Here is a 22,678-nt window from a genome sequence, read left to right on the forward strand (position 1 = left end):
GGGCGGGGCAGGCCACAACGCCGCCAGGGTGGCGGCGGCCGTGGTGGCCAGGGCCGCGCGGGGGGCCGCCCGGCCCGTGCCGTGGACCTCGCCCCTGCTCAGGAGCGTGACGCCCGTCGTGTGGACGGCGACCGACAGCGCCGGGAGCGCGGCGTCGCGCCACCGCGGGCCCGCGCCGAGGAGGACGTCCAGGCCCCGGGCGGTGGCCATGACGGCCGGGCCCGCCGGGGTGTTCTTGGCGGCCAGGTCGTAGGTCCAGACCGTGGCGGCCAGGGGCACGGCGACGCGCAGGGCGGACCGGCCGCCGGCCGCGGCGGCCAGGGTCAGGCCCGCGCCGGTGAGGCCGGCGGCCAGCGCCAGGGCCTGGCCGGGGCGGATCCGCCCGGAGGGGATGGGGCGTTCGGGGCGTTCGTCGCGGTCGAGGTCGCGGTCGGCGTAGTCGTTGAGCGCCATGCCGCCCCAGTAGAGGCACGCGGAGGCGAGCGGCGTCAGCCAGGTGCGCCGCCCGTGGGGGAATCCCGCGTGGGCGGCGCCCGCGAGGCTGTCGCCGGGGACGGTGAGGGCAGCCGGCGCGCGGATGAGTTCGGCGACGTCCCGCACTCTCACCGTGCCTCGCCCGCCCTCGCGCACCAGTCGGTGAGCATGCGCCACTGCTCGGCCAGGTCGTGGACGTCGGTGCCCGCCGGGTCCTTGAAGAAGAAGCCGAAGGGCGCCACGGGCCCCGCCTCGCCCAGCTCGTGCGCGCGGGCCAGGAGGCGCGCGAGGTCGAGGACGAGAGGCGCGGCCAGCGCGGAGTCGCAGCCGGACCAGGTGAACTGCATCGACATGCGGGTGCCGAGGAAGCCCTCGAACGACACCAGGTCCCAGGCGGTCTTCCAGTCGCCGAGGTCGGGGACGTAGTCGATGTGGAGCGGGCCGTCCACCGGGTGGCCGAGGATCGCCTCCAGGGACCCGGCCTTGCTGGCGGTCTTGCTCGCCGCGTTGTCCGGGTCGGCGAGGGTCTGGCCGTCGCCGCCGCCGAGGAGGTTGACGCCCGACCAGGAGCGCACGCGCAGCGCGCGCATGGCGAACATCGGCGCCAGCACCGTCTTCACCAGCGTCTCGCCGGTCTTGGCGTCGGCGCCCGCCCACGGCAGGCGGGCCTCGGCCGCGAGCTGGGCGAGCGCGGGAGGGCGCGGGCCGGGGCTCGGGGTGAACGCCAGGTACGGGCAGCCCGCGCGGAAGGCGGCGTAGGCGTAGAGGGAGCTGGGCGGCAGGGGTGAGGCGCCGGAGTCGAGGGCGTCTTCGAGCGCGGCCAGGTCGGCGAGCGCCGGGCTGTCGCCGACGGGCGGCTCGGTGCTGGACAGGTCGGCGACGACGACGCGGTCGAGGGCGTTGTCCTCACGGAAGGCGCGCAGGTCCGCCACGACGCGGGCCGCTGCTTCGCGCTGCAGGCCCGCGCCGTGGCGGACGCCGGGGCGGATGCGGCGTTCGACGGCGGCGAGTTCGCCGCCGAGGACGCGGGCGAGGGCGGCGGGCAGGACGCCCGAGTCGGCGAGCTGCTCGGCGCGCTTGCCGAGGGTGCCGCCGGCGACCTCGTGGCCGCCGATGACGAGGCCGGCGAGGGCGGGGAGGCGCGCGGCGGCGACCTCGGGCAGCTCGGAGACCATGCCGGTGCGGTCGGCGAGGCCGGCGCGCACCGCCAGCGCCCCGACGGCGGCCGTCGTCGCGACCGAGCCGCGCGCTCCGACGAACCACACGCCCAGGCGCCCGCCGCGTGTCCCGTCCCGCGGGTCGCCCCGCGTTCCGCCCTGTGTGCCGCCCCGTATGTCGCCCTGTATGTCGCCTTGTATGCCTTCGCTCACCGCTTCCTCCCGTTCGTCTCAGGGCCGCGCCGCTGTCGCGCGGCGATCACCGGAAAGTGTCACCCGGCGGCCGCTCCGGCGATACCCATGTGCACGCCACACATAGGGTCACTGCGGCACCGGGGTCCAGACGCTGTCGCCCGCGGCGGACTCCTCGACGGCCGCCAGCACCCGCTGCACGCGCAGGCCGTCGGCGAAGGTCGGCTCGGGGTCGGTGCCGGTGGCGAGGGCGTTGAGGAGGTCGACGGCCTGGTGGGTGAAGGAGTGCTCGTAGCCGATGAGGTGGCCGGGCGGCCACCAGGCCGCGAAGTAGGGGTGGCCGGCCTCGGTGACGAGGATGCGCTTGTACCCGGCGTGTTCGGCGGCCTCGGTGTGGTCGTAGTGGTGGAGGACGTTCATGTTCTCCAGGTCGAACGCGATGGCGCCGTCGGTGCCGTTGATCTCGACGCGCAGCGCGTTCTTGCGGCCGGAGGCCATCCGCGTGGCCTCGAAGCTGGCGACGGCGCCCCCGCTGAAGCGGGCGAGGAAGAGGGCGGCGTCGTCGACGGTGACCGTGGCGCGCTCGGCGCCGGTGGTGGCGGTGCCGGACAGGCCGCTGAACGCCTCGGGCACGGGGCGTTCGTGCACGAAGGTCTCCAGCATGGCGCTGACGCCGGTGATCCGCTCGCCCGTCAGGAACTGGGTGAGGTCCACGATGTGCGCGCCGATGTCGCCGAGCGCCCCGGAGCCGGCCTTGGTCTTGTCCATGCGCCAGGAGAACGGGGTGTCGGCGTCGGAGATCCAGTCCTGGAGGTACTGGGCGCGCACGTGGCGGATCTGGCCGAGCGTGCCCTCGGCGATGAGGCGGCGGGCGAGGGAGAGGGCGGGGACGCGGCGGTAGGTGAAGCCGACCATGGCGCGGACGCCGGTCCTGGCGGCCTTCTCCGCCGCCTCGGCCATGGCCTCGGCCTCTGCGACGGAGTTGGCCAGGGGCTTCTCGCACAGCACGTGCTTGCCCGCTTCGAGCGCGGCGATGGCGATGGCGGCGTGGGTGTCGCCGGGCGTGCAGATGTCGACCAGGCCGACGTCGTCGCGCGCGATGAGCCTGCGCCAGTCGGTCTCGACGCTCTCCCAGCCGAACTTCCCGGCCACCTCGGCCGCCGCCTCCGCGTTGCGGCCGCCGAGGGCCGCCAGGCGGGGCACGAGGGGGAGGTCGAAGAAGCTCGGCGCGTTGCGCCACGCCTGGGAGTGGGCCGCGCCCATGAACGCGTAGCCCACCATGCCGATGCCCAGCGTTGGCTTGCCGTCAACGGTCATCAGTCCGCCTTCCGTTGGTTAAGCGGGTGGTTGGGGGCCCTCACGGTGGCGAGGGCCCGTCGGGAATTCCTCGGGATCGTCCGGGACTCTCAGGACTCGGGACTCAGGACTCGAACGCCTGGTCGATGTACTCGTCGACGTTCTCCGCCGTCACGACGGGCGCGTCGAGCACGATGCGGCGGGGCACCTCGACCTGGACCAGATCCGACATGCTCTTGTCCTGCGCGAGGAGCCGGGCCAGCTTGATGCCGTCGGCGGCCTGCGTCGGCGGGTAGAGGACGGTGGCCTCCATCTCGCCGTCCTGGATCCAGCGCATGGCGTTGGCCGAGCCGGCGCCGCCGATGAGGAAGAACTCGTCGCGCCCGGCGTTGTCGAACGCCTGCTTGACGCCGACTCCCTGGTCGTCGTCGTGGTTCCAGATGATGTCGATGTGGTCGGCGGCGGACAGGAGGTTGGAGGCCTGCTCCTCGCCGGACTCGACGGTGAACTCGGCGGCGACGCGGTTGTCGACCTCCTGGTTGCAGTCCGCCAGCGCGTCGTTGAAGCCGTCGGTGCGCTCCTGGGTCAGCGGGAGGGAGTCGATGCCGGCGATCTCGGCGATGACCGGGTCGGCGATGTTGTTCTCCCGGATCAGCTGGCAGGCGTACTGGCCGGCCGAGAGGCCCATGCCGTAGTTGTCGCCGAGGATGGTGGTGCGTGAGGCGGCGGGGTCGGAGAACTCGCGGTCGACGTTGACGACGGGGATGCCCGCCTCCATGGCGCGCAGTGCGACGTCGGTGAGCTGGGCGCCGTCGGTCGGCAGCAGCACGATGGCGTCGACGCCCTCGTTGATGAACGTCTCGATCTGGCTGATCTGGAGGTTGGCGTCGTTGGTGCCCTCCGCGACGCGCAGGTCGACGTCCTCGTAGCCCTCGGCGGTTTCGATGGCCGAGTCGGTGACGGCGGCCAGCCAGCCGTGATCGGCCTCGGGTCCCGAGAAGCCGATGGTCACCTTCTTGCCGGGGTCGTCGTTGTTGCTGACGGCGGTGTTCTGCTGCTCGCCGCCGTCGTCGTCGTCGCTCTTCTCGTTGCTGGCGCAGCCGGCGAGTAGGGCACCGGTGGCGGCAAGGGCGAGCGAGGTCGTCAGCAGTCTGCGGGCGTGTGCTCTCGTGGACATGTCACTCCTTCGTGATTCGGCCTGGGGTCAACTGGTGTCGCCGCGGCGGGCGACCCGTTGTTGCAGCAGTACGGCGGCGATGATGATCAGGCCCTTCGCGACCGCCTGGGTGGAGGTGTCGAGGTCGTTGAGGGTGAAGACGTTGGTGAGGGTGGTGAAGATCAGCACGCCGAGCACGGTGCCGACGATGGTGCCGCGTCCTCCGCTGAGGAGCGTGCCGCCGATGACGACGGCGGCGATGGCGTCGAGCTCGTAGAGCTGGCCGTGGGTGGCGCTGCCGGTGCCGGTGCGGGCCGTGAGCATGATGGCGGCGATGCCGCAGGCCAGGCCGAGGAGGGTGTAGAGCAGCACGGTGTGGCGTTTGACGGCGATGCCGGCGAGGCGGGCGGCGGTGGCGTTGCCGCCGACGGCGATGGTGCGGCGGCCGAAGGTGGTGCGGTTGAGCAGCACCCAGCCGGCGGCGGCGACGGCGGCGAAGATCCACACGAGGGTGGGGATGCCGAGGATGTCACCGTTGATGGCGTCCTTGAAGCCGTCGACCTCGACGATCTGGGTCTTCTGGTCGGAGATCATCTCCGCCAGCCCGCGGGCGCCGGCCATCAGGGCGAGGGTCATGATGAACGGCGCCATGTTGCCGTAGGCGATCAGCACCCCGTTGATGAGGCCGCAGACGGTGCCGACCATCAGGCCGGTGAGGACCATCATCATCCAGTGGTAGTCCTCGCCCAGCTCCTGCGTGGCGACGGTGGTGGCCCAGACGGAGGCGAGGGCGACGATGGAGCCGACGGACAGGTCGATGCCGCCGCCGATGATGACGAAGGTCATGCCGATGCTGACGACGCCGATGACCGCGGCCAGGCGGAGGATCGTCAGGACGTTGTCGGTGTCGACGAACCGGTCACCGGCGGTGGCGGCGCCGACGCCGCACAGCAGCAGCAACCCGATGACGAGGCCGAGGTTGCGGCCTATCGAGCTGCTCATCACCCGGGCGAACGGGGAGGCGGGCGCCCCTTCTTTGGCGGCGGCGGCCTCGATGCGGCCCTGTTCGTCCACGGGCGGCGCGGCCAGGGTGGTCGGGGGGGAAACGTCGGAGGGCTCAGGCTCCTTGCCGAGGTCCGTCTTACTCAGGTCACTCACGGGATCTCACGGCTCCTTCCATGACCAGGTCGAGGACCCGGTGTTCGTCGATCTCGTCGGCGGGTCCGGTGTGGGCGACGTGGCCCTCGCGCAGCACGAGGACCCGGTCGGCCAGGCCCAGGACCTCGGGAACCTCGCTGCTGACGAGGACGACGGCGACGCCCTCGTCGGCGAGCCGCCGGATCAGCGCGTAGATCTCACTGCGCGCCCCGACGTCAACGCCGCGGGTCGGCTCGTCCAGCAGCAGCACCCGGCACTGGCGCAGCAGCCAGCGGGCGAGGACGACCTTCTGCTGGTTGCCGCCGGACAGGGTCCTGACGGTCCGTTCGATGTCGGCGGGGCGCACGTCCAGGGCGCGGGTGTGCTCGGCGGCGGCGCGGCGTTCGGCGGAGCCGGTGAGGAAGCCACCGCGCGAGAACCGGCCGAGGGTGGAGATGCTGATGTTGCGGTAGACGGACTCGTCCAGCAGCAGGCCCTGGCTCTTGCGCTCCTCGGGGCACAGCCCGACGCCGGCGGCGACGGCGGCGCCGACCGAGCCGCGGCGCAGCCGGCGGCCGGCGACGGTGACGGTGCCGGTGGTGGCCTTGCGCGCGCCGTAGATGGTCTCCAGCACCTCGGAGCGGCCGGAGCCGACGAGGCCGGCGAGGCCGACGACCTCGCCGGGGCGCACCTGGAGGCTGACGCCGGAGAAGACGCCGCGCAGGGAGAGGTCCGCGACATCGAGCACGGGCTCGCCGGGAGGTACGGGCCGGCGTTCGGGGAAGGCGTACTCGATGTCGCGGCCGGTCATGAGGTGGATCAGCTCGCTGGTGGGGGTGCCGGCGGCGGGCAGGCCGGCGGCGACGGTCCTGCCGTCCTTCAGGACGGTGACGCGGTCGCCGATCTCGCGGATCTCCGCCAGGCGGTGCGAGATGTAGACGACGGCGACGCCCTGCTCGGTCAGCTCGCGGATCACCGTGAAGAGGCGGGCGACCTCGGACTGGTCGAGGACGGCGGAGGGCTCGTCCATGACGATCAGCCGCACCTCGTGGGAGAGGGCGCGGGCCATGCTGACGATCTGCTGGGAGGCGGCGGACAGGCGGCCGACGGGGGTGCTTGGCGAGATCTCGGGGTGGCCGAGGCGGGCGAGCAGCGCGGCGGCGGCGCGGCGGGCCTCAGCGCGGTGGGTGAACCCGGCGGTGGCGGGCTCGTGGCCGAGGCTGATGTTCTCGGCGACGGTGAGGTGCTCCACCAGGTCGAGCTCCTGGTAGATGGTGGCGATGCCCTGGCGCGTGGCGGCCTGGGGGTGGGCCAGCCGCACGCGGCGGCCCTGCCAGTGGATGCTGCCCTCGTCGGGCTGGTGGACGCCGGCGAGGGTCTTGATGAGGGTGGACTTGCCGGCGCCGTTCTGGCCCAGCAGGCAGTGGACCTCGCCGGCGCGGACGTCGAGGTCCACGCCGTCGAGCGCGCGGACGCCGGGGAACACCTTGACGATGCCGCGCATCTGAAGGAGCGTCTCGCCGTTGCTTGGGCTCTCGCTCACGCCGTGCCTCCAGCGGTGTGGGTAGGTGTGGCGGTGGCAGGGACCACCGAGGTGGGGTCGGTGAGGACCGCTTCGAGCGCGACGTGGGCGCCGCCGCGGCAGGCGGCGGTGAACCCGAGCGCCGACAGCTCGACGCGGCAGCCGCCGCGCCCGGGCAGCACGACGCGCTTGTCCAGCTCGGCTTCCAGCGGGTCGAGGAAGAAGTCGCCGAGGACCGCGAAGTAGCCGCCGAGGGTGATCACGGCGGGGTTGAAGAGGTTGACGAGGATCGCGGCGCCCACGCCGATGCTGGTGCCGATGGCCGTCAGGCCGCGCAGCGTCCTGCCGTCGCCCAGCTCGGCGCGGCGGCGGATCTCGGCGAGGCGGACCTCCAGGTCGATGCGGGGGTCGGCGACGGCGTCGCCAGGGTCGGCGACCTGGCGCAGCAGCGCGGCCATGCCGATGGCGGTCTCCCAGCAGCCGGGCTGGCCGCAGCCGCAGCGGTGGGCGGGGTCGCCGATGGGCATGTGGCCGATCTCGCCGCCGTAGCCGCCGCTGCCGCGCAGCAGGGTGCCGTCGGTGATCACGCCGCAGCCGATGCCGGTCTCGCCGGTGATGTGGACCAGGTCGGTGACCGCGGCGGCCTGGCCCATGGTGTGTTCGGCGAGGGCGGCGAGGTTGGCGGCGTTGTCCGCACGCACGCGGGCGCTCTCGCCGACGCGCGCGGCGAGTTCGTCGGCGACGGGGACCTCGCGCCAGCCGATGGTGGGGGCGTGGCGCAGCAGGCCGGGGGCGGTCTCGACCATGCCCGGCAGGGCCGCGGTGATGCCGGCGACCTCGCGGCCGCGGGCGGCCGCGGCGGCGGTGGCCGCGGCGATCTGGGAGGCCAGCTCGTCGAGGGTGCGGGCCACGCCGAGGCGGGGCACGTCGAGGGGGGCGCGGCTGTAGGAGATCACCTCGCCGCGGAGGTCGAGGACGAGGACGGCGAGGTGGTCGACGGCGATCTCGGCGCCCAGGCCGCAGACGCGGCCGTCGATCTCGACGGTCTGGCCGGGGCGGCCCACGCCGCCGTCGCGCTCGACCTCGCCGTCGCGGACGAGACCGAGCTCGGCCAGCTCGGCGACGAGGCTGGAGACGGTCGCCTTGTTCAGGCCGGTGTCGGCGGCGATCCGGGCGCGCGACCTGGGCCCGGCGGCGCGGAGTTCCCTCAGCACGCTTGCCAGGTTCTGGCGACGCACGAGCTGCCCATCGCTCACCCAGCGGCCCTCTTTCCACGGCTCGACGGCGTTCGTGACGTGCGCCACGCGCGTTCGTCTGATGGCCAAACAAACTAGGAACGCCGACAGGCGAAGGTCAAGGCATCTGCGAGGGTTTTTTCACGCGATCTGGCGCTTAATCGAAGAGAGCTTGCGAAACTATTGACCGACACTGGACAAAGTGGCCCAGCTGGCGCGGCGACGGGTGGGCGTTAGGGGGCCGCGAAAACCGCCTCGCTGATGAGCGCGGCCGCGCCGACAACGCCTCCGTCGTCACCCATCTCGCTGAGGATCACGGGCAGGTTCCCCGTCGCCAGCGGCAGCGAACGCCGGTACACCACGCCCCGGATCTCCGCCAGCAGCGGGTGCCCGAGCCGCGCCACCCGGCCGCCGATCACGATGAGCCCGGGGTTGAAGAACGACACCAGGCTCGCCAGCACCCATCCGACCCGGTGCCCGCCGTCGCGCATCAGCTGGACGGCGTGCGCGTCGCCCTGGCCGATCGCCGTCGCCACGTCGGCGGCGTTCAGCTCGCCCTTCTCCGCCAGCAGCGCGGCCAGCGCGGGCGAACGCCCGGCGCGCGCCGCCGCCATGGCGTCCCGCGCGAGGGCCGCGCCGCCGAAGAACGCCTCAAGGCACCCGGTGTTGCCGCAGGCGCAGTTCGGCCCGAACTCCTCCACCCGGATGTGGCCGATGTCCCCCGCGCAGCCGTCGACGCCCCGGTAGAGCTGGCCGTCGACGACGATGCCGCAGCCGATGCCCGTGCCGATCTTCACGAAGAGGAAGTCGCGGGCTCTCTTGGCGACGCCCGAGTGCTGCTCGCCGAGGGCCATGACGTTCACGTCGTTGTCCAGCAGCACCGGGCAGCCCAGCTCGCGCGCGAGGGTGTCGCGCACCGGGTAGCCGTCCCAGCCGGGCATGATCGGCGGCGAGACCGGCACGCCGCTGTGGAAGTCGCAGGGCCCGGGCACCCCGATGCCGACGCCCGCCGGGCGTTCCACCCCCTGCTCGGCCAGCACCTTCCGCGTCACCTCCAGCGCGCGGGCCAGCACGTGCTCCGGGCCGAGCCGCACGTCCATGGGGACACGCCGCTGGCCGAGCACGGTCAGGCGGCCGTCGGTGACCGCCACGGACAGGGCGGTGGCTCCTATGGCGATGCCGACGAAGCGCAGGCCCGCGGGCAGGTCGACCAGCGTCGAGCGGCGCCCGCCGCGCGAGGCGGCCGGGCCGGCGCGTTCGGCCAGGCCCAGCTCGGTGAGGCGGCCCACCTCCCCCGCCATGGTGGTGCGGGAGACGCCGAGGCGATCGGCGAGCTCCACGCGGGAGAGAGGGCCCTCGTCGCGCAGCAGCCTCAGGACACGGGCCTGCGTCTTCGTTTCTGGTCGTCCAGCGAGCGTGAAAGCCATGCGCCAATCATGGCAGCTTTCGCAAGCTCCGATCGAAAGTCCGGCTCGCCTTGCGCGTTACTGGGGGCTCCGACGCCGGTGACGCGGGCAGGTACAGAGTGTCCGGGCGGCGCGACGCGACGCGGTGTGCGTGCTGGAGCAGCCGCACCGGGCGTTGAACCGGCGAGACGTGTTCGCCGCCCCGTCGAACCGGTGGGTGCACCCGCGCGCTCGCCCCGGCTCAGCGGACTCGGTCGTAGACCATGGCGGTCTCGCCCAGCTCGCCGGTCTCCTGGCGTGTGAGCTTCCACGTCGAACCGGGCAGGCCGTCGTCGAACAGCCGCTGCCCACCCCCGGCGATCTCGGGGCAGATCAAGAGATACAGCCGGTCGAGCAGGTCCGCGGAGAGGAGCGCCTTGATGATGCTCGGGCTGCTGTTGACGAGGATGTCGCCCTCGCCGGTGCTCTTGAGCTCGGCGACGACGTCGGCGGCCGGGGCGTTCACCACGCGGGTGCGTTCCCACGGCGCTTCGGCCACGGTGGTCGACAGGACCACTTTTTCCGTGTCGACGAGCCATTGCGCGTATCTGCGATCACGCGGATCGGCGTTCGGGTCCTCGGCGACGGTCGGCCAGAACCCCAGGAATCCCTCGGCGTTGAGCCGGCCGAGCAGCGCCGTCGTCGCGCCTTCCCAGATGCGGGTGAGGTGGTCTCGCGCGACCTCGGTGGTCGCGTAGCGGACGATCGCGCCCATATCTGCGGGCCCGCCGGGACCGTTGTAACGCCCGTCGAGGGTGAGGCCGAGGTTCGCGGTCACCGTGCGTCCGGTCGAGTGGGTCATGGCTGTACTTCCTGTCCTTTGGTGTGAGCTGCCTTGGTGGCGGGCTGCGTGGGCTGAGGGGTGCCGACGGCGTCGGCGAGGTTGTCGAGGCTCTGACCGAAGCCGATCTCGATGCCCGCGATGAAGTCCGCGGAGTCGACGGTGCTGTCGGTGATCCGGTAATGGACGTCGAGGTCCGTGCCTGTGTCGGTGGGCCTGAGGCCGAGGTCGACGTGGGCGGTGAAGGCGGGGCCGCCGTCGGGAAGCAGCGGGGAGAGCCGGTAGGCGAGGCGCTCACCGGGGCGTACCTCGTCGACGACTCCCTCCGCGCGCCCGGCGACCAGGTCGGAGCCGTCGGTGTCATCGGCATCGCGGTACTCCTGGACGATCCGCCCGCCCGGTCGCGCCTCGAAGACGAGCTCGGAGACGCGGAGGTCGTCGGGCGTCCACCAGCGGGCGAGCAGGGATGCCTCGGTCAGGTGGCGCCACACCAGCCCGGGACCCCCCGTCAGCGACCGGACGAACCTGAACGAGCGGCCGTCGGCCCACCCCGGCTCCGCGGCGGCGGCCCGCTCCGCGTGGAGGCCGCGCACGTAGCGGTCGTAGGTCGCGCGCGGGCCACCGGCCTGGTCCGCGGTGTCGGCGAGCCTGCTGAGCGCAGCCGCCAGGTCCCGCAGGGGAGCGGGCCGGAGGGCGTAGATGCGGCGCTGACCGGTGCGCTGGGAGGTGACGATGCCGGCGCGCTCAAGGGTCTGCAGGTGCTTGGTCGTCTGCGGCTGGCGCGCCTCGGCGAGCTGGGCGAGGACGCCGACCGGGCGGGGCCGCTCGGCCAGCAGGGTTACGAGCCGCCAGCGGGCCGGGTCGGCCAGTGCGGCGAGGAGTGCGTCCATGAAGGGAAGCATTCCTTGCCACGAATATTCGTGTCAAGGAATATCTTTGGACCGGTCGGGCCGCGCCGGGGTGTCCCGCCCTCCGCCAGGGGCGGAGGGCGGGAGAAGCGGGAGGAGAAGAGAGCCGGGGGCGAGGCCCCCGGCGTTCAGTCGAGGACGACGGTCGTCAGGGACCGGCCCGGGAGGTTCACGCTCAGCTCACCGTCGGCCAGCGCAGCGTCCCCCGTGCGCTCCACCGCGTGCGTCGCGTCCGTCAGGTAGACCGATCCCGTGCCCGCGACGTCCCCGCCGGCCAGGTCGAAGGTCTGGTTCACCGTGGCGTTCCCGGTGTTGAGGATCTCCACGACCGTCGAGCCGTCGGCGTTGCGGAACGCCGTGACGCTCACGCCGTCCGAGCCCGACTCCGCCCCGACCCGCACCGCGTCCGGCCGGATGAAGCGGCTGTACGCGGCCATCGCCCACAGGCGGCTGGAGACGCGGTAGTCGGCCCCGTCCATCTGGATGAACGCCCTGGTCTGGCCGATCGAGGCGCCGAGCCAGTAGACGTAGGCGTTGGCGTTCGCCTCCGACAGCGTCGCGTGGATGTCCTCCGCGATGCTCATGCCGTCGTAGCCGGTGCCGTCGTCCCAGCCCTCGGTCCAGGCGTCGCCGTCGGGGTTCCACTCCGACATCCACACCGGCTTGTCCGTGGGCAGCGGGCTGCGCGCGGCGCTCGCGTACTCGTGGCCGGTGTGCACGTCGACGTACCCGGCCGCCTCGGGGTCGGCCTCGATCGCCTCGCTGTAGGCGCGTTGCTCCTCCCAGCCGAAGGAGTCGCAGCACACCAGGTTCAGGTCGCCGAACTCCGACTCCTCGATCGTCGGGCCGAGCACCTTCACCATGTCGGCGGCCTGCTCGGGGGTGACCTCCATCGAGGCGTAGCTGGCCACCCAGTCCGGCTCGTTGGTGAAGCCGAGATCCGTGATGTCGATGCCCTCCTCGGCGTAGAAGCGGACGTACTGCACCAGGTAGTCGGCGTACGCCTGCCGCCAGTCGCCGCTGTCGCACGACGCGCCCGGCAGCCCGCACAGCGAGCCGCCGTTGGCGTCCGAGCCGTTGGTCTTCATGTAGCCGGGCGCGCTCCAGGCGTCGGCGTAGAACCGCTCCACGCCGTACGACTGCGCTTCCTTCGCCAGCCACACCTGGCCGCCGTCGTAGCCGTCCCACACGTACTGCGGCTCGGCGTCCGGGCCGCCCGGGTCGGTCGGCTGGATCGACTTCATGTGGTCGTAGACCTCGTCGGAGGAGGAGCCGATGCCCATGCGCAGGATGCTCAGGCCAGCGCCGTTCTCCTGGCTGAACAGCAGGTCGACGACCTCCTGCTGGTTCTCCGGCGTCAGGCCCTGGAGCCCGTTCATGACGGCGGCGCGCTGGAACGCCTGCGAGACGCCGAAGCCGTCGATCGGCTGGAGCTGCTCGCCGAGGTCGATGGTCCCGGACGCCTGTCTGGCCTCGGCGGCCGTGGCGGGCGGTAGCAGGGTCGTGGCCAGGGCGGCGGCCACGGCTCCGGTCATGGCGAGACGGAACGATGTGCTCACGGTGACTCCACTTCTCCCAGCCCCACAGCAACAAGCGCTCGGACAGCGCAAGGACAAACGCAAGGACAAGCGCAAGGGCAAGCCCGAGGACAAGCGCTTACCGAAAACTTCCGGAAGGATCCGGAAGCGAGGCACACCGTAGAGGCGCCCGTGGCATCGGTCAATGGCCACGACGGACCCGGTTCGGCGGAACGTCAGTCAGCGGGCGTACACCAGCCCGTGCCCGTATTCGTACAGCGGGTCCGGGATGTCGAACGCCACGTCAGGCCGCTGCTCCTCCACGGCCGCCATCGAGGCGGGCAGCGTGAACGGCAGCCGCCCGCCCGGCTCGGCGGCGCCGGTCAGCACCTCCAGCAGGGCCCCGTCCGCGATGCCGAAGTGGGCCAGCAGGGCGTCGGCCCGCTCGCGCACCTGCGTGAGCACGGCGGGCCGGTCGAGCTGGATCGCGACGACCGTCGGCACGCCCGCCTCGGCCGCCGCCACGATGGCCTGGTAGTCGGCGTTGTCCGGCGGGAAGTCCAGGTCGGTGCCGTGGTCGCCGGAGGCCGGGGCCGCCACGCGCAGGATCGCCAGGTCCGCCTCGGCGATCTGGTCGGTGGCGGTCATGCCGTGCGGCGCCAGGGTGGCCGCGGGGTCGGCGATGCCCCGGGTGAAGAGGGTCAGGCCCTCTCCCCCGCCCGCCAGCGGCAGCAGCGGGCCGCCGGACCCCCCGTTCTCCAGCAGCACCACCGAGCGGGCCTGCGCCCGCCTGGAGGCCTCGGCGAAGGCGGCGCTGCCGACGACGCGGGCGGCCTCCTCGGCGTCGCGGTAGGGGTTCTCGAACAGGCCCTGCCGGAACTTCTGCACCAGGACGCGGTGGACCGACTCGTCGATGCGCGCCTCGTCGATCTCCCCGGCCTCGACGGCGGCGACGATGCCGGGGGCGTTGGTGGTGCCGCCGAACTGGTCCATCCCGGCCCGGATCGCCTTGACCAGCCGCTGACGCTCGGTCAGCTCCTCCACGCCCCACGGCTTGCCGCCGGTGGAGTCCTCCGGGTCGGTGGCCGGGTCGTGGGTGATCTGCCAGTCGCTCAGGATCACGCCGGTGAAGCCCAGGTCGCCGCGCAGCAGCCCCGTCAGCAGCTGCCGGTTGAAGCCGGCGCCGACCTCCTCCAGGGGGCGGTCCCGCAGCCAGACGTCCCGCAGGATCGAGTAGGCCGGCATGACGGAGCCGGCCCCGGCGTCCACGGCGCGGCGGAAGGGGCGGACGTGCTGGGGGAAGGCGTCGCCGTAGAAGTGTGCGTACCTGCCGTAGGCGTAGTGGCTGTCGTAGCCCCTGTACTGGGCGCCGTAGCCCGCGAAGTGCTTGACGACGGCGACGACGCTGCCGGGCCCGGCGATGCCGTCCCCGCCGGCCTGGAATCCCTCGATGTACGCCGCCGTCAGCTCGGCGACCACCTCCACGTCCTCGCCGAAGGTGCCGTTGACGCGGCTCCAGCGCGGCTCGGTCGCCAGGTCCGCCTGCGGCGAGAGCGCCACGGCGAGGCCCACGGCGTCGTACTCCTGGCGGCAGGCGTCGGCGAACTCCCGCACCAGCGCCCGCTCCCCGATGGCGGCGAAGCCGAGGCTGCCCGGCCAGCGGGTGAAGGACCCGGCGCCCACGCTCTGGCCCTCGGTGGCGGTGAAACGGTTCCGCGGGTCGCTGCTCATGCTGACGGGGATGCCGAGGCGGGTGGATTCGGCGATCTCCTGGATGGCGTTGTGCTCGGCGGCGAGCGTGGCCGCGTCGATGCTGAGGCGGCTGAGCAGCGAGGTGATGTGCAGCCCGGTGACGCCCGGCCGCACGGCGCAGGCGTACGCCGGCAGGCCGTCCGGGGGCTCGTCCATGTGGTAGCCGGTCTCGGAGCTGGAGGCCACGGGGTGGACCATCGTCCCGGCCTTCTCGGCCAGCGTCATCCGGCCGACGAGATCGCGCGCCCGCTCCTCGGCGGGCAGCCGCCAGTCCTCGTACGGGTGGAGAACGCCGTCCTTGCTGAGGTCCTTGAAGCGGAGCCCGTCCACCTCCAGGATGTCCACCCCGCGCGTGCCCAGCACGGGCTGCCCGGAGGCCGCCCGCGCGGCCGCCGGTGCCGCGGTCAACGCCACGGCCCCCGCGAGGCCGACGGCCCGCAGCGCCGTGCGCCGCGTGACTCCCTTGCCCTGCCTGCTGTTCTGCCCGCTGTCGTGCCCGTCCATCGTCGCCTCCTCGCCCAGGGGCGCCGTCGATGTCGATGCTGCGCTGCCGCCTGCTGTCGATGCTGTCGATGCTGTCGATGCTTCGGCCGCGTGAACGCTAGGTGACGCCCCGGGCCCGGTCAAGGCCGCCCCGGCGGCCCGCGTCATACCTGCGACGGACCCCCCTAAGTCGCCACCGAAGGTGACGACGCCGCGCACAACCGCCGCCTAGCGTCCCCTTGTTGGCCGCCCGAACCGAAGCGAGCCACACCGAACCGACCGCATCGGCACCACATCGACACCGAAGGAGCGCGCGTGCGCCACAGGAAACGGATCGTCAGACACACCATCCCGGCGGTCGCCGCGGCCTTACTGACGGGCGCCGTCCTCGTCCCGGACGGCGGGGCCGCCTCACCGTCCGAGGCCCAGACCTCACCGTCCGGGGCCCCGGCCGCCACCGCCGACGGCTCCGGGTCCAGCCCTCGGTCCGTCACGCTGATCACCGGCGACAGGGTGCTGCTGCGCCCCGACGGCAAGCTCGCCGGCGTGGTGCCGGCCGAGGGCCGCGAGCGGATCGGCGTCCACACCCAGACCATCGAGGGCCGGCTCCACGTCATCCCGCAGGACGCCTACGCACTCGTCCAGAACGGCACCCTGGACCAACGCCTGTTCGACGTCACCGAGCTCAGCCGCCCGGCGTACGACCGGCTCGCCGACGGCGGCATCCCCGTCATCGTCAGCTACGAGGGCCAGGGCGAGCGGCGCGGGGAACTCTTCCGGGACTCAGGGCCGGTAATGCGCGCCGAGCTGGAGAGCCTGAACGCCGAGGCGCTGACGCTCGATCCGGCGTCGGACCCGGGAGCCTGGGAGGCGCTGACCAACGCCGCCCCCGGTTCCGCGGCCGGCGCGCGCACGCTCGCCTCGGGCGTCACGTCGGTCACGCTCGACGGCATACGCCGCGCCAGCCTCGACACCAGCGTCCCGCAGGTCGGCGCGCCCACCGCCTGGGAGGCGGGCTACGACGGCGAGGGCGTGACCGTGGCCGTCGTGGACAGCGGCATCGACGCGAGCCATCCCGACCTGGCAGGCGGCAAGGTCGTCGCCCAGGCCAACTTCTCCGAGGCCGCCGACGCCGCCGACCGCTTCGGCCACGGCACCCACGTGGCCTCCATTGCCGCGGGCACGGGCGCGTCCTCCGACGGGGCGTACACCGGCGTCGCCCCCGGCGCCGACCTGCTGAACGCCAAGGTGCTCGACGACGAGGGCTACGGCCTGGACTCGGGCATCGTCGCGGGCCTCGAGTGGGCCGTCGAGCAGGGCGCCGACATCGTCAACGTCAGCCTCGGCGGCGAGGACACCCCCGAGCTGGACCCCGTCGAGAAGGCGGTCAACACCCTCTCCGCCGAGTCCGACGCGCTCATCGTCGCCTCCGCCGGCAACGTCCCGTGGCCGACGGAGAGCAGCATCACCAGCCCCGGCAGCGCCGACGCCGCGCTGACCGTCGGCGCGGTGGACGACGCCGACCTGCTGGCCGAGTTCTCCGCCACCGGCCCGCGCGTCGGCGACAACGCCGTCAAGCCCGACCTGACCGCGCCCGGCGCGGAGATCGGCGCCGCCGCGGCCGAGGGCAGCGTGCTCGCCGGGGAGGGGACGCCCGTGGCCGAGGGCTACGTGGGGCTGTCCGGCACCTCCATGGCGGCCCCCCACGTCAGCGGCGCCGCCGCGCTGCTCGCCCAGCGCCACCCCGACTGGACCGGCGAGCAGCTCAAGGCCGCCCTCGTCGGCACCGCCCAGCCGGCCGAGGGCCTCGGCGCCTTCGAGCAGGGCACCGGCCGCCTGGACGTGGCGGCGGCCATCGAGCAGACCGTCATCGCCGAGACGCCCTCCCTCAACCTCGGCACCGTCGCCTGGCCGCACGGCGACGACGAGCCGGTCACCCGCGAGGTGACCTACCGCAACCTCGGCACCGAGGACGTCACCCTCTCCCTCGCCGTCACCGGCCAGGACCCCGAGGGCAACGCCACCCCCGAGGGCATGTTCTCGCTGAGCTCGGCCGAGATCACCGTCCCGGCGGGCGGCACCGCCACCGTGCCCGTGATCGCCGACACCACCCACGGCGGCGACGTCCACGGCGACTACACCTTCGTCGTCACGGCGTCCACCCCGGACGGCCAGGGCCTCCGCACGGCGGGCACCGTCCACCGCGAGCAGGAGATGTACGAGCTCACCGTCGAGGGCCTCGACCTGTCCGGCGCCCCGGCGAACGCCGAATGGGGGCTGGTGCACTTCAACTACGACACGGACGAGTCCGTCCCGATCGAGACGGAGAACGGCAGCGGCACCGCCCGCGTCCCGGCGGGCAGGACCTTCCTCTACTCCCGCATGATGGACGGCGGCACCGAGTACCCGACGGACGTCGTCATGCAGACGCACGTGCTCGACGTGACCGGCGACACCACCGTCACCTTCGACGCCCGCCGGGCCGAGGAGATCGCCCCCACAGTCTTCGACGCGGACGCCACGCGCACCACGGTGGAGGCCCAGTGGATCATCCCCCCGGCCGGGGGTGGCTTCGGCTACACCAGCCGCGACGACGAGGACTTCGGCCTCCACACCCAGAGCACCGGCCTGGTGCTCACCGAGGACGAGCTGACCTCGGGCGCCGGCGTGAGCTGGAGGAACGGCCAGCGCACCGAGTACCACGCGGCGTACGAGCGATCCGGCTCCTTCTTCACCGGCGTCGACGACCGCGTCACGCGCTCGGAGGTCGCCAGGATCGACGTCACCCAGGCCAGCCCGCTCCCCGGTCGCGCCGGCATCCTCGGCTTCCACGCCGGAAGCACCCACTGGGCGTTCAGCTCCTGGCGCGAGCTGCCGCGCACCACCACCGCGTACATCACCGGCACCACGCCGTGGGCGCACGAGCTGTGGGTCGCGGGCGACGGCGGCAACGGCGAGGAGGAGGCGGCGTACACCTCGCCCTCGACCACGTACCGGCCGGGCTCCCGGCACCGCGCCACCATCAACGCGGGGGTCTTCGGCCCGGGTTCCGCCGGCTCCGGGTGGGGACTCAGCCGCACCGCCGCCGAACTGTGGGGGTACGTCCCGCTGTTCACGGACGGGCAGGGCAACAGGGGCGGTCCGCACGCCACCGAGGGCACCACGACCCTCTACCGCGACGGCGAGGAGATCGCGAGCTTCGACACCACCCTTCAGGACGGCATCAACGTCGGCGAGCTGCCCCCGGAGGAGACGAGCTACGAGCTGGTCACCACCGCACGGCGCGGCGACGGCGCCCCGGTGAGCACCGAGGTCGCCCTGACGCTCCGCTTCGCCTCCTCCCAGGGCCCGGACGACGGCACGGACGCGATCCCGTACTCGGTGGTCGGCTTCAGCCCCGGCCTGGCCCTGGACAGCACGGCCGAGGCGGGCGAGCGGATGCGGATCCCGGTCACGGTCACCGGCTCGGCGGCGGGCGGCAACCTCGCCTCCCTGGCCGTCGAGGTCTCCTACGACCGAGGCGAGACCTGGCAGCGGCTCCCCGTCCGGAACGGCAAGGTCACCGTCGACAACCCGCCCGCCGGGGGCACGGTCTCCTTCCGCGCCGAGGTGACCGACCGCGACGGCAACGCCACGGAGCAGATCATCCTCGACGCGTACCTCACGCGCTGACCCACATGCGCCGGCCCACCCACCGCCGTTTCCCGGAGCGCCCCGGCGACCCGCACCGGGAAACGGCGGTCCCGCGTGTACGCGCGGGTGGCGGGCCCATCACCAGCGGATGTCGTCGCAGAGCGGCTGCATAGGATCGCCGGCATGACGCTGCGACCTGTTCAGGTGAACATCAAGGCTCTCGATGTCTCAGCGGTCGGCCGGTTCTGGGCGGAGGCGCTGGGCTGGGCTGTTTCCGGCGAGGGGTCCGGCATCACCAGGCTCGTCGCACCCATCGGCTTCGTCTGGCCCGACCCGGCCCTCGTCTGCGTCGACGTCGTTCCCGTCCCGGAACCCAAGACGACGGCAAAGAACCGTGTGCACCTCGATCTCGCCACCACCTCAGCGGCCCATCAGGCGGAGTTGGTCGCACGCCTCCAGGCGCTCGGTGCGACGCCCGCCCACGTGGGCCAGGGCGACGTGCCGTGGACGGTCCTCGCCGACCCGGAGGGCAACGAGTTCTGCGTGCTGGAGCCTCGGGAGATCTACCGGGACACCGGGCCGATCGCCGCGGTGGTGGTCGACTGCGCGGATCCGCGGACCATGGCCCGGTTCTGGGACGAGGCGATGGACTGGACCCTGCACGAGGTGACCGACGATCACGCGGTGTTGCGCTCCGCCACGGGTGCCGGCCCGTATCTCGAGTTCCTCCGCACGCCCGGCGCGAAGACCGTGCACGGCCGCGTCCACCTTGACCTGCTGCCGTACCCCGGTGACGACAAGGAGGCGGAGGTGGCCCGGCTGCGGGCCCTCGGCGCCACCGACCTCGACCTCGGCCAGGGCGACGTCCCGTGGACGTGCCTGGCCGACCCGGAGGGCCAGGAGTTCTGCGTCCTCGCGCCCTCCTGAACGCGGGGCCGTACGGGCTGCCAGGCGAACTCCCATGAGAAGCTCGCCTGTTGGCGGGGTGTCGGGATCAGCTAGGGTCATGTGGCTGCACGGTGGCGGGCAGTGGTGTGTAGTCACACGGGTCCGAACGCACGGGAGGGTGCGGCCTGGTGGATGAGCTGAAGCCAACTGATCCGCAGCGGATAGGGCGTTATCGGATCACCGCGCGACTGGGCACCGGCGGGATGGGCCAGGTCTACTTGGGGCGTTCGCCCAGCGGGCGGCTCGTGGCGGTCAAGGTTGTACGGCCCGACCTGGCGGAAGACCCTGGCTTCCGCGACAGGTTCGTCCGGGAGGTGGCAGCGGCCAGAAAGGTCACCGGCTTCTTCACGGCAGCCGTGGTCGACGCCGACCCCGACGGACCGTCCCCGTGGCTGGCGACCGCCTACGTTCCTGGCATGGCCCTGGACAAGGCCGTAGCGGCGCACGGCCCCTGGCCGGCGGAATCGGTGCGGACCTTGGGCGCGGGTGTGGCCGAGGCGCTGGAGGCGATCCACGAAGCCGGTCTGGTCCACCGGGACCTCAAGCCCGCCAACGTGCTGATCGCCCCGGACGGGCCCAGGGTGGTCGACTTCGGGATCTCCGTGGCGATCGAGGCCACCGCGCTCACCCGCACCGGGATGATCGTGGGCACCCCCGGCTTCATGGCTCCCGAGCAACTCGTCGGCAGACCCGTCACACCGGCCACCGACGTGTTCGCCCTCGGCGCGATGCTGACGTACGCGGCCACCGGCACCGGCCCGTTCGGCACCGGCTCGGCACAGTCGCTCAACTTCCGTATCGCCTACGAGGAACCGGACCTCACCGGACTGCCGTCGCCGGGCCTGGAAATCGTCGCCCGCTGCCTGGCCAAGGACCCCAACCAGCGCCCGAAGGTGGCCGACGTCATCGAGGAACTCGCCCCAGCGGCGGCCGATGACCACTACACGCCCACCGAAGTCGGTCCCGAGAACGTGTCCTGGCTGCCCGCCCCTGTCGCCGGCGCGCTGCCGGCCACCGTCACCGCGCCCGCCGGGCTCCCCGCGACGGCCCCGCCCGCCCCGCCGGCTCCCACCACCCCGTTCGCCCCGCCCGCCCGGTCCGCCCCCGCGATGCCGCCACCAGCTGCCCCTCCCTCACCGGCCGTGGTGGCACAGCCCTCGGCATCACGCCACCGCGCTTTCCCCTTCTGGGTCGCCCTGGCGGCACTGGCGCTCTCCCTGGTCCTGCCCTTCGGGGACTACTGGGGCTTTTGGGGCTTCGGGGAGGGATACGTGGTCCTCGCCGAGCTGGACGTGGAAAGCTCCTGGCAGTCCAGCTACTACGCCTGGCAGCTCATGGCGGTCGCTGTGTCCAGCGCATGCTCCTGCGGCGCGGTACTGGCCACGCTGCGCCGCGCCCCCTCCGCTCCCGTCCCGCAATGGGCCCGGCGCTTGCACATTCTCACCACCACGCTCACCACCGCACTGTTCGCCGAGTGGGCCTTCTACGGCGTAGGCGTGTACGGACCGGCGGCGTGGTCCTTCGCCCTCGGGTGCGCGGCGCTGCTCTACAGCACCTCCCGCTTCCAGGCGCCGCAACACCCATCGGCCGCCGATCCCGTGCCGGCCGCGGCACGGTTCTCGGCACTCCACCGTGCTCTCCCCTATCAGATCGCCGTGACGGCACTGGCGCTCTCCGAGGTCCTGCACTTCTTCGACAACGAGGTTCTGCTCGGTTTCGATCCGATCCTTACCCACATGGCCGCCCAGTCCTACGTGGCCGCACTGCTCAGCGCCTGCGTCGCCGCCGCGGCGGTGTCCTCGTTGCGCCGTGCCGCCTCCCCTCCCGTCCAGCGCCGGGCCCGGAACGTGCACATTCTGACCACCACGCTCGGCACCACACTGTTCGCCCTTTTCTTCGGTTACTACATGTACCTGTACTTCGCGTACCCGTACGTCGGGAGCTTCGACCTTTCCACCCCGGGTCCGTGGTCCTTGGCCCTCGGGTGCACCGTGCTGATCTACAGTGCCCTCAGGGTCCTCCCGCCCCCGAGGCACCACGCGGCGCGCTGAATCCGCCCTGAGGTCCGTGCGTGGCCGACGCCTACCGGTTTATCTGACACCCGCGCGCCAACAGGCCGCTGGCTCCACGTCACCTCGGCGCGGCAGCCTGCGCCCTGTGAGACACGTGAGCGCACTGAGCAAGCTGAGCACCGGCCTGGCGGCGTCGATCTGCCTGGCCCTGGCGTTGATTCCGACGACCGGGCACGCCGCCGAGGCGGACGGCCCCGACGTCATCGCCCACCGCGGCTCCTCCGGCATGGCACCGGAGAACACCGCCGCCGCCATCGAACTCGCCATCGACCAGAACGCCGACTTCGTCGAGATCGACGTCCAGCGCACCAAGGACGGCAAGCTGGTCAACTTCCACGACTGCACGCTGGAGCGCACCACCAACGTCGAGGAGCTCTACCCCGGCCGCCCGAGCTACCGCGTCGCCGACTTCACCTGGGCGCAGCTGCGGCGACTGGACGCCGGGTCGTGGTTCCACGAGCGGTACGCCGGAGAGCCGATCATCACCGTCGCCGAGGTGATCAGGCGGGTCGAGGGCCGGACCGGGCTGCTCGCCGAGATCAGCCCGTGCGACCACTACGACCTCTCCCTCCCCGCCGACTTCGCGGACTTGCTGGCCGACCGGCCCGGCTATGTCCGGGAGGCCCTGGCCGCCGGGGAGTTGGGCGTGCAGTCCTTCGAGACGGACGACGCGACGGCGTTCCACGAGCTGATGCCCGAGATCCCGATCGGCTTCCTGGACGCCACGCGCCCCACCGAGGGGGAGCTGGTGGCCCTCAGCACCTGGGCCGACCAGGTCAACCCGCAGTACACGGTGACGGACCAGGCGCTGGTCGACCGCGTGCACGAGCTGGGCATGGACATCAACGTCTGGACCGTCAACGAGCCCGGCGCCATGCGCACGATGGCGGGCCTCGGCGTGGACGGCATCATCACCGACTATCCGCAGTCGCTGACCCAGCCCTGACGTTCACCGGACTCCGCCAGCGGA

The 22,678-nt window shown here is 72.7% G+C and carries 16 protein-coding genes; 4 read left to right on the top strand and 12 right to left on the bottom strand.

Going from position 1 to position 22,678, the window contains the following annotated elements; all coding sequences use genetic code 11:
- From ACTWQH_RS14695 to ACTWQH_RS14750, 12 genes are all read right to left on the bottom strand, one after another.
- Nucleotides 1–606, bottom strand: a 606-nt coding sequence (locus ACTWQH_RS14695) for an SCO3242 family prenyltransferase (RefSeq protein WP_443286964.1), incomplete at its 3' end; no start/stop codon positions are given.
- A complete protein-coding gene (locus ACTWQH_RS14700; RefSeq protein ID WP_443287047.1) occupies nt 603–1,808 on the bottom strand; it encodes an inositol-3-phosphate synthase in 1,206 nt (401 codons plus the stop codon). The genes ACTWQH_RS14695 and ACTWQH_RS14700, both read right to left, overlap by 4 nt.
- 144 nt (nt 1,809–1,952) lie before the next feature.
- Nucleotides 1,953–3,140 carry a Gfo/Idh/MocA family protein gene (locus ACTWQH_RS14705; protein ID WP_443286965.1) on the bottom strand — a complete coding sequence of 396 codons (1,188 nt, stop codon included), beginning with the start codon at nt 3,138–3,140 and terminating at the stop codon, nt 1,953–1,955.
- Nucleotides 3,141–3,243: 103 nt separating this feature from the next.
- Nucleotides 3,244–4,296 (bottom strand): substrate-binding domain-containing protein, encoded by a 1,053-nt coding sequence (locus ACTWQH_RS14710; protein WP_443286966.1) that lies wholly within the window; start codon nt 4,294–4,296, stop codon nt 3,244–3,246.
- A gap of 27 nt (nt 4,297–4,323) precedes the next feature.
- A complete protein-coding gene (locus ACTWQH_RS14715; protein WP_443287048.1) occupies nt 4,324–5,364 on the bottom strand; it encodes an ABC transporter permease in 1,041 nt (346 codons plus the stop codon).
- A 61-nt stretch (nt 5,365–5,425) separates the two neighbouring features.
- Nucleotides 5,426–6,916: a sugar ABC transporter ATP-binding protein gene (locus tag ACTWQH_RS14720; RefSeq protein ID WP_443287049.1), complete on the bottom strand. Its 1,491-nt coding sequence runs from the start codon at nt 6,914–6,916 to the stop codon at nt 5,426–5,428.
- Between the two features lie 35 nt (nt 6,917–6,951).
- Nucleotides 6,952–8,238: an ROK family transcriptional regulator gene (locus tag ACTWQH_RS14725; RefSeq protein WP_443286967.1), complete on the bottom strand. Its 1,287-nt coding sequence runs from the start codon at nt 8,236–8,238 to the stop codon at nt 6,952–6,954.
- Between the two features lie 164 nt (nt 8,239–8,402).
- The gene (locus ACTWQH_RS14730) at nt 8,403–9,596 is read right to left on the bottom strand and encodes an ROK family transcriptional regulator (protein WP_443286968.1); all 1,194 of its coding nucleotides are present in this window, start codon (nt 9,594–9,596) and stop codon (nt 8,403–8,405) included.
- A 220-nt stretch (nt 9,597–9,816) separates the two neighbouring features.
- On the bottom strand, nt 9,817–10,416 hold the full coding sequence (locus ACTWQH_RS14735; RefSeq protein WP_443286969.1) for a dihydrofolate reductase family protein: 600 nt from the start codon (nt 10,414–10,416) through the stop codon (nt 9,817–9,819).
- A complete protein-coding gene (locus tag ACTWQH_RS14740; protein ID WP_443286970.1) occupies nt 10,413–11,285 on the bottom strand; it encodes a metalloregulator ArsR/SmtB family transcription factor in 873 nt (290 codons plus the stop codon). Before ACTWQH_RS14740 ends, ACTWQH_RS14735 begins: the two co-directional genes overlap by 4 nt.
- Before the next feature lie 146 nt (nt 11,286–11,431).
- Nucleotides 11,432–12,862: a glycoside hydrolase family 30 protein gene (locus ACTWQH_RS14745; protein WP_443286971.1), complete on the bottom strand. Its 1,431-nt coding sequence runs from the start codon at nt 12,860–12,862 to the stop codon at nt 11,432–11,434.
- Nucleotides 12,863–13,060: 198 nt separating this feature from the next.
- Nucleotides 13,061–15,076, bottom strand: a complete 2,016-nt coding sequence (locus tag ACTWQH_RS14750; protein ID WP_443286972.1) for a glycoside hydrolase family 3 protein — start codon at nt 15,074–15,076, stop codon at nt 13,061–13,063.
- 294 nt (nt 15,077–15,370) lie between these two features.
- On the opposite strand from ACTWQH_RS14750, the gene ACTWQH_RS14755 reads away from it, so the two are divergent.
- The 4 genes from ACTWQH_RS14755 to ACTWQH_RS14770 all read left to right on the top strand — a co-directional run bounded on the left by ACTWQH_RS14755 (nt 15,371) and on the right by ACTWQH_RS14770 (nt 22,654).
- Nucleotides 15,371–18,727, top strand: a complete 3,357-nt coding sequence (locus ACTWQH_RS14755) for a S8 family serine peptidase (RefSeq protein WP_443286973.1) — start codon at nt 15,371–15,373, stop codon at nt 18,725–18,727.
- A 144-nt stretch (nt 18,728–18,871) separates the two neighbouring features.
- Nucleotides 18,872–19,615: a VOC family protein gene (locus tag ACTWQH_RS14760; protein WP_443286974.1), complete on the top strand. Its 744-nt coding sequence runs from the start codon at nt 18,872–18,874 to the stop codon at nt 19,613–19,615.
- A 149-nt stretch (nt 19,616–19,764) separates the two neighbouring features.
- Nucleotides 19,765–21,687, top strand: a complete 1,923-nt coding sequence (locus tag ACTWQH_RS14765; protein WP_443286975.1) for a serine/threonine-protein kinase — start codon at nt 19,765–19,767, stop codon at nt 21,685–21,687.
- Nucleotides 21,688–21,802: 115 nt separating this feature from the next.
- Nucleotides 21,803–22,654, top strand: coding sequence for a glycerophosphodiester phosphodiesterase (locus ACTWQH_RS14770; protein WP_443286976.1), 852 nt, complete (start codon nt 21,803–21,805; stop codon nt 22,652–22,654).
- Nucleotides 22,655–22,678: the final 24 nt, after the last annotated feature.

The organism is Streptomyces sp. 6N223 (assembly GCF_052246635.1).
Lineage (GTDB): Bacteria > Actinomycetota > Actinomycetes > Streptomycetales > Streptomycetaceae > Streptomyces.

Excerpts from the sequence above, each read along its gene's own strand:
- ACTWQH_RS14705 (WP_443286965.1), bottom strand. The coding sequence starts at position 3,140 with ATGACCGTTGACGGCAAGCCAACGCTGGGCATCGGCATGGTGGGCTAC.
- ACTWQH_RS14710 (WP_443286966.1), bottom strand. The coding sequence starts at position 4,296 with ATGTCCACGAGAGCACACGCCCGCAGACTGCTGACGACCTCGCTCGCC.
- ACTWQH_RS14720 (WP_443287049.1), bottom strand. The coding sequence starts at position 6,916 with ATGCGCGGCATCGTCAAGGTGTTCCCCGGCGTCCGCGCGCTCGACGGC.
- ACTWQH_RS14730 (WP_443286968.1), bottom strand. The coding sequence starts at position 9,596 with ATGGCTTTCACGCTCGCTGGACGACCAGAAACGAAGACGCAGGCCCGT.
- ACTWQH_RS14735 (WP_443286969.1), bottom strand. The coding sequence starts at position 10,416 with ATGACCCACTCGACCGGACGCACGGTGACCGCGAACCTCGGCCTCACC.
- ACTWQH_RS14740 (WP_443286970.1), bottom strand. The coding sequence starts at position 11,285 with ATGGACGCACTCCTCGCCGCACTGGCCGACCCGGCCCGCTGGCGGCTC.
- ACTWQH_RS14750 (WP_443286972.1), bottom strand. The coding sequence starts at position 15,076 with ATGGACGGGCACGACAGCGGGCAGAACAGCAGGCAGGGCAAGGGAGTC.
- ACTWQH_RS14760 (WP_443286974.1), top strand. The coding sequence starts at position 18,872 with ATGACGCTGCGACCTGTTCAGGTGAACATCAAGGCTCTCGATGTCTCA.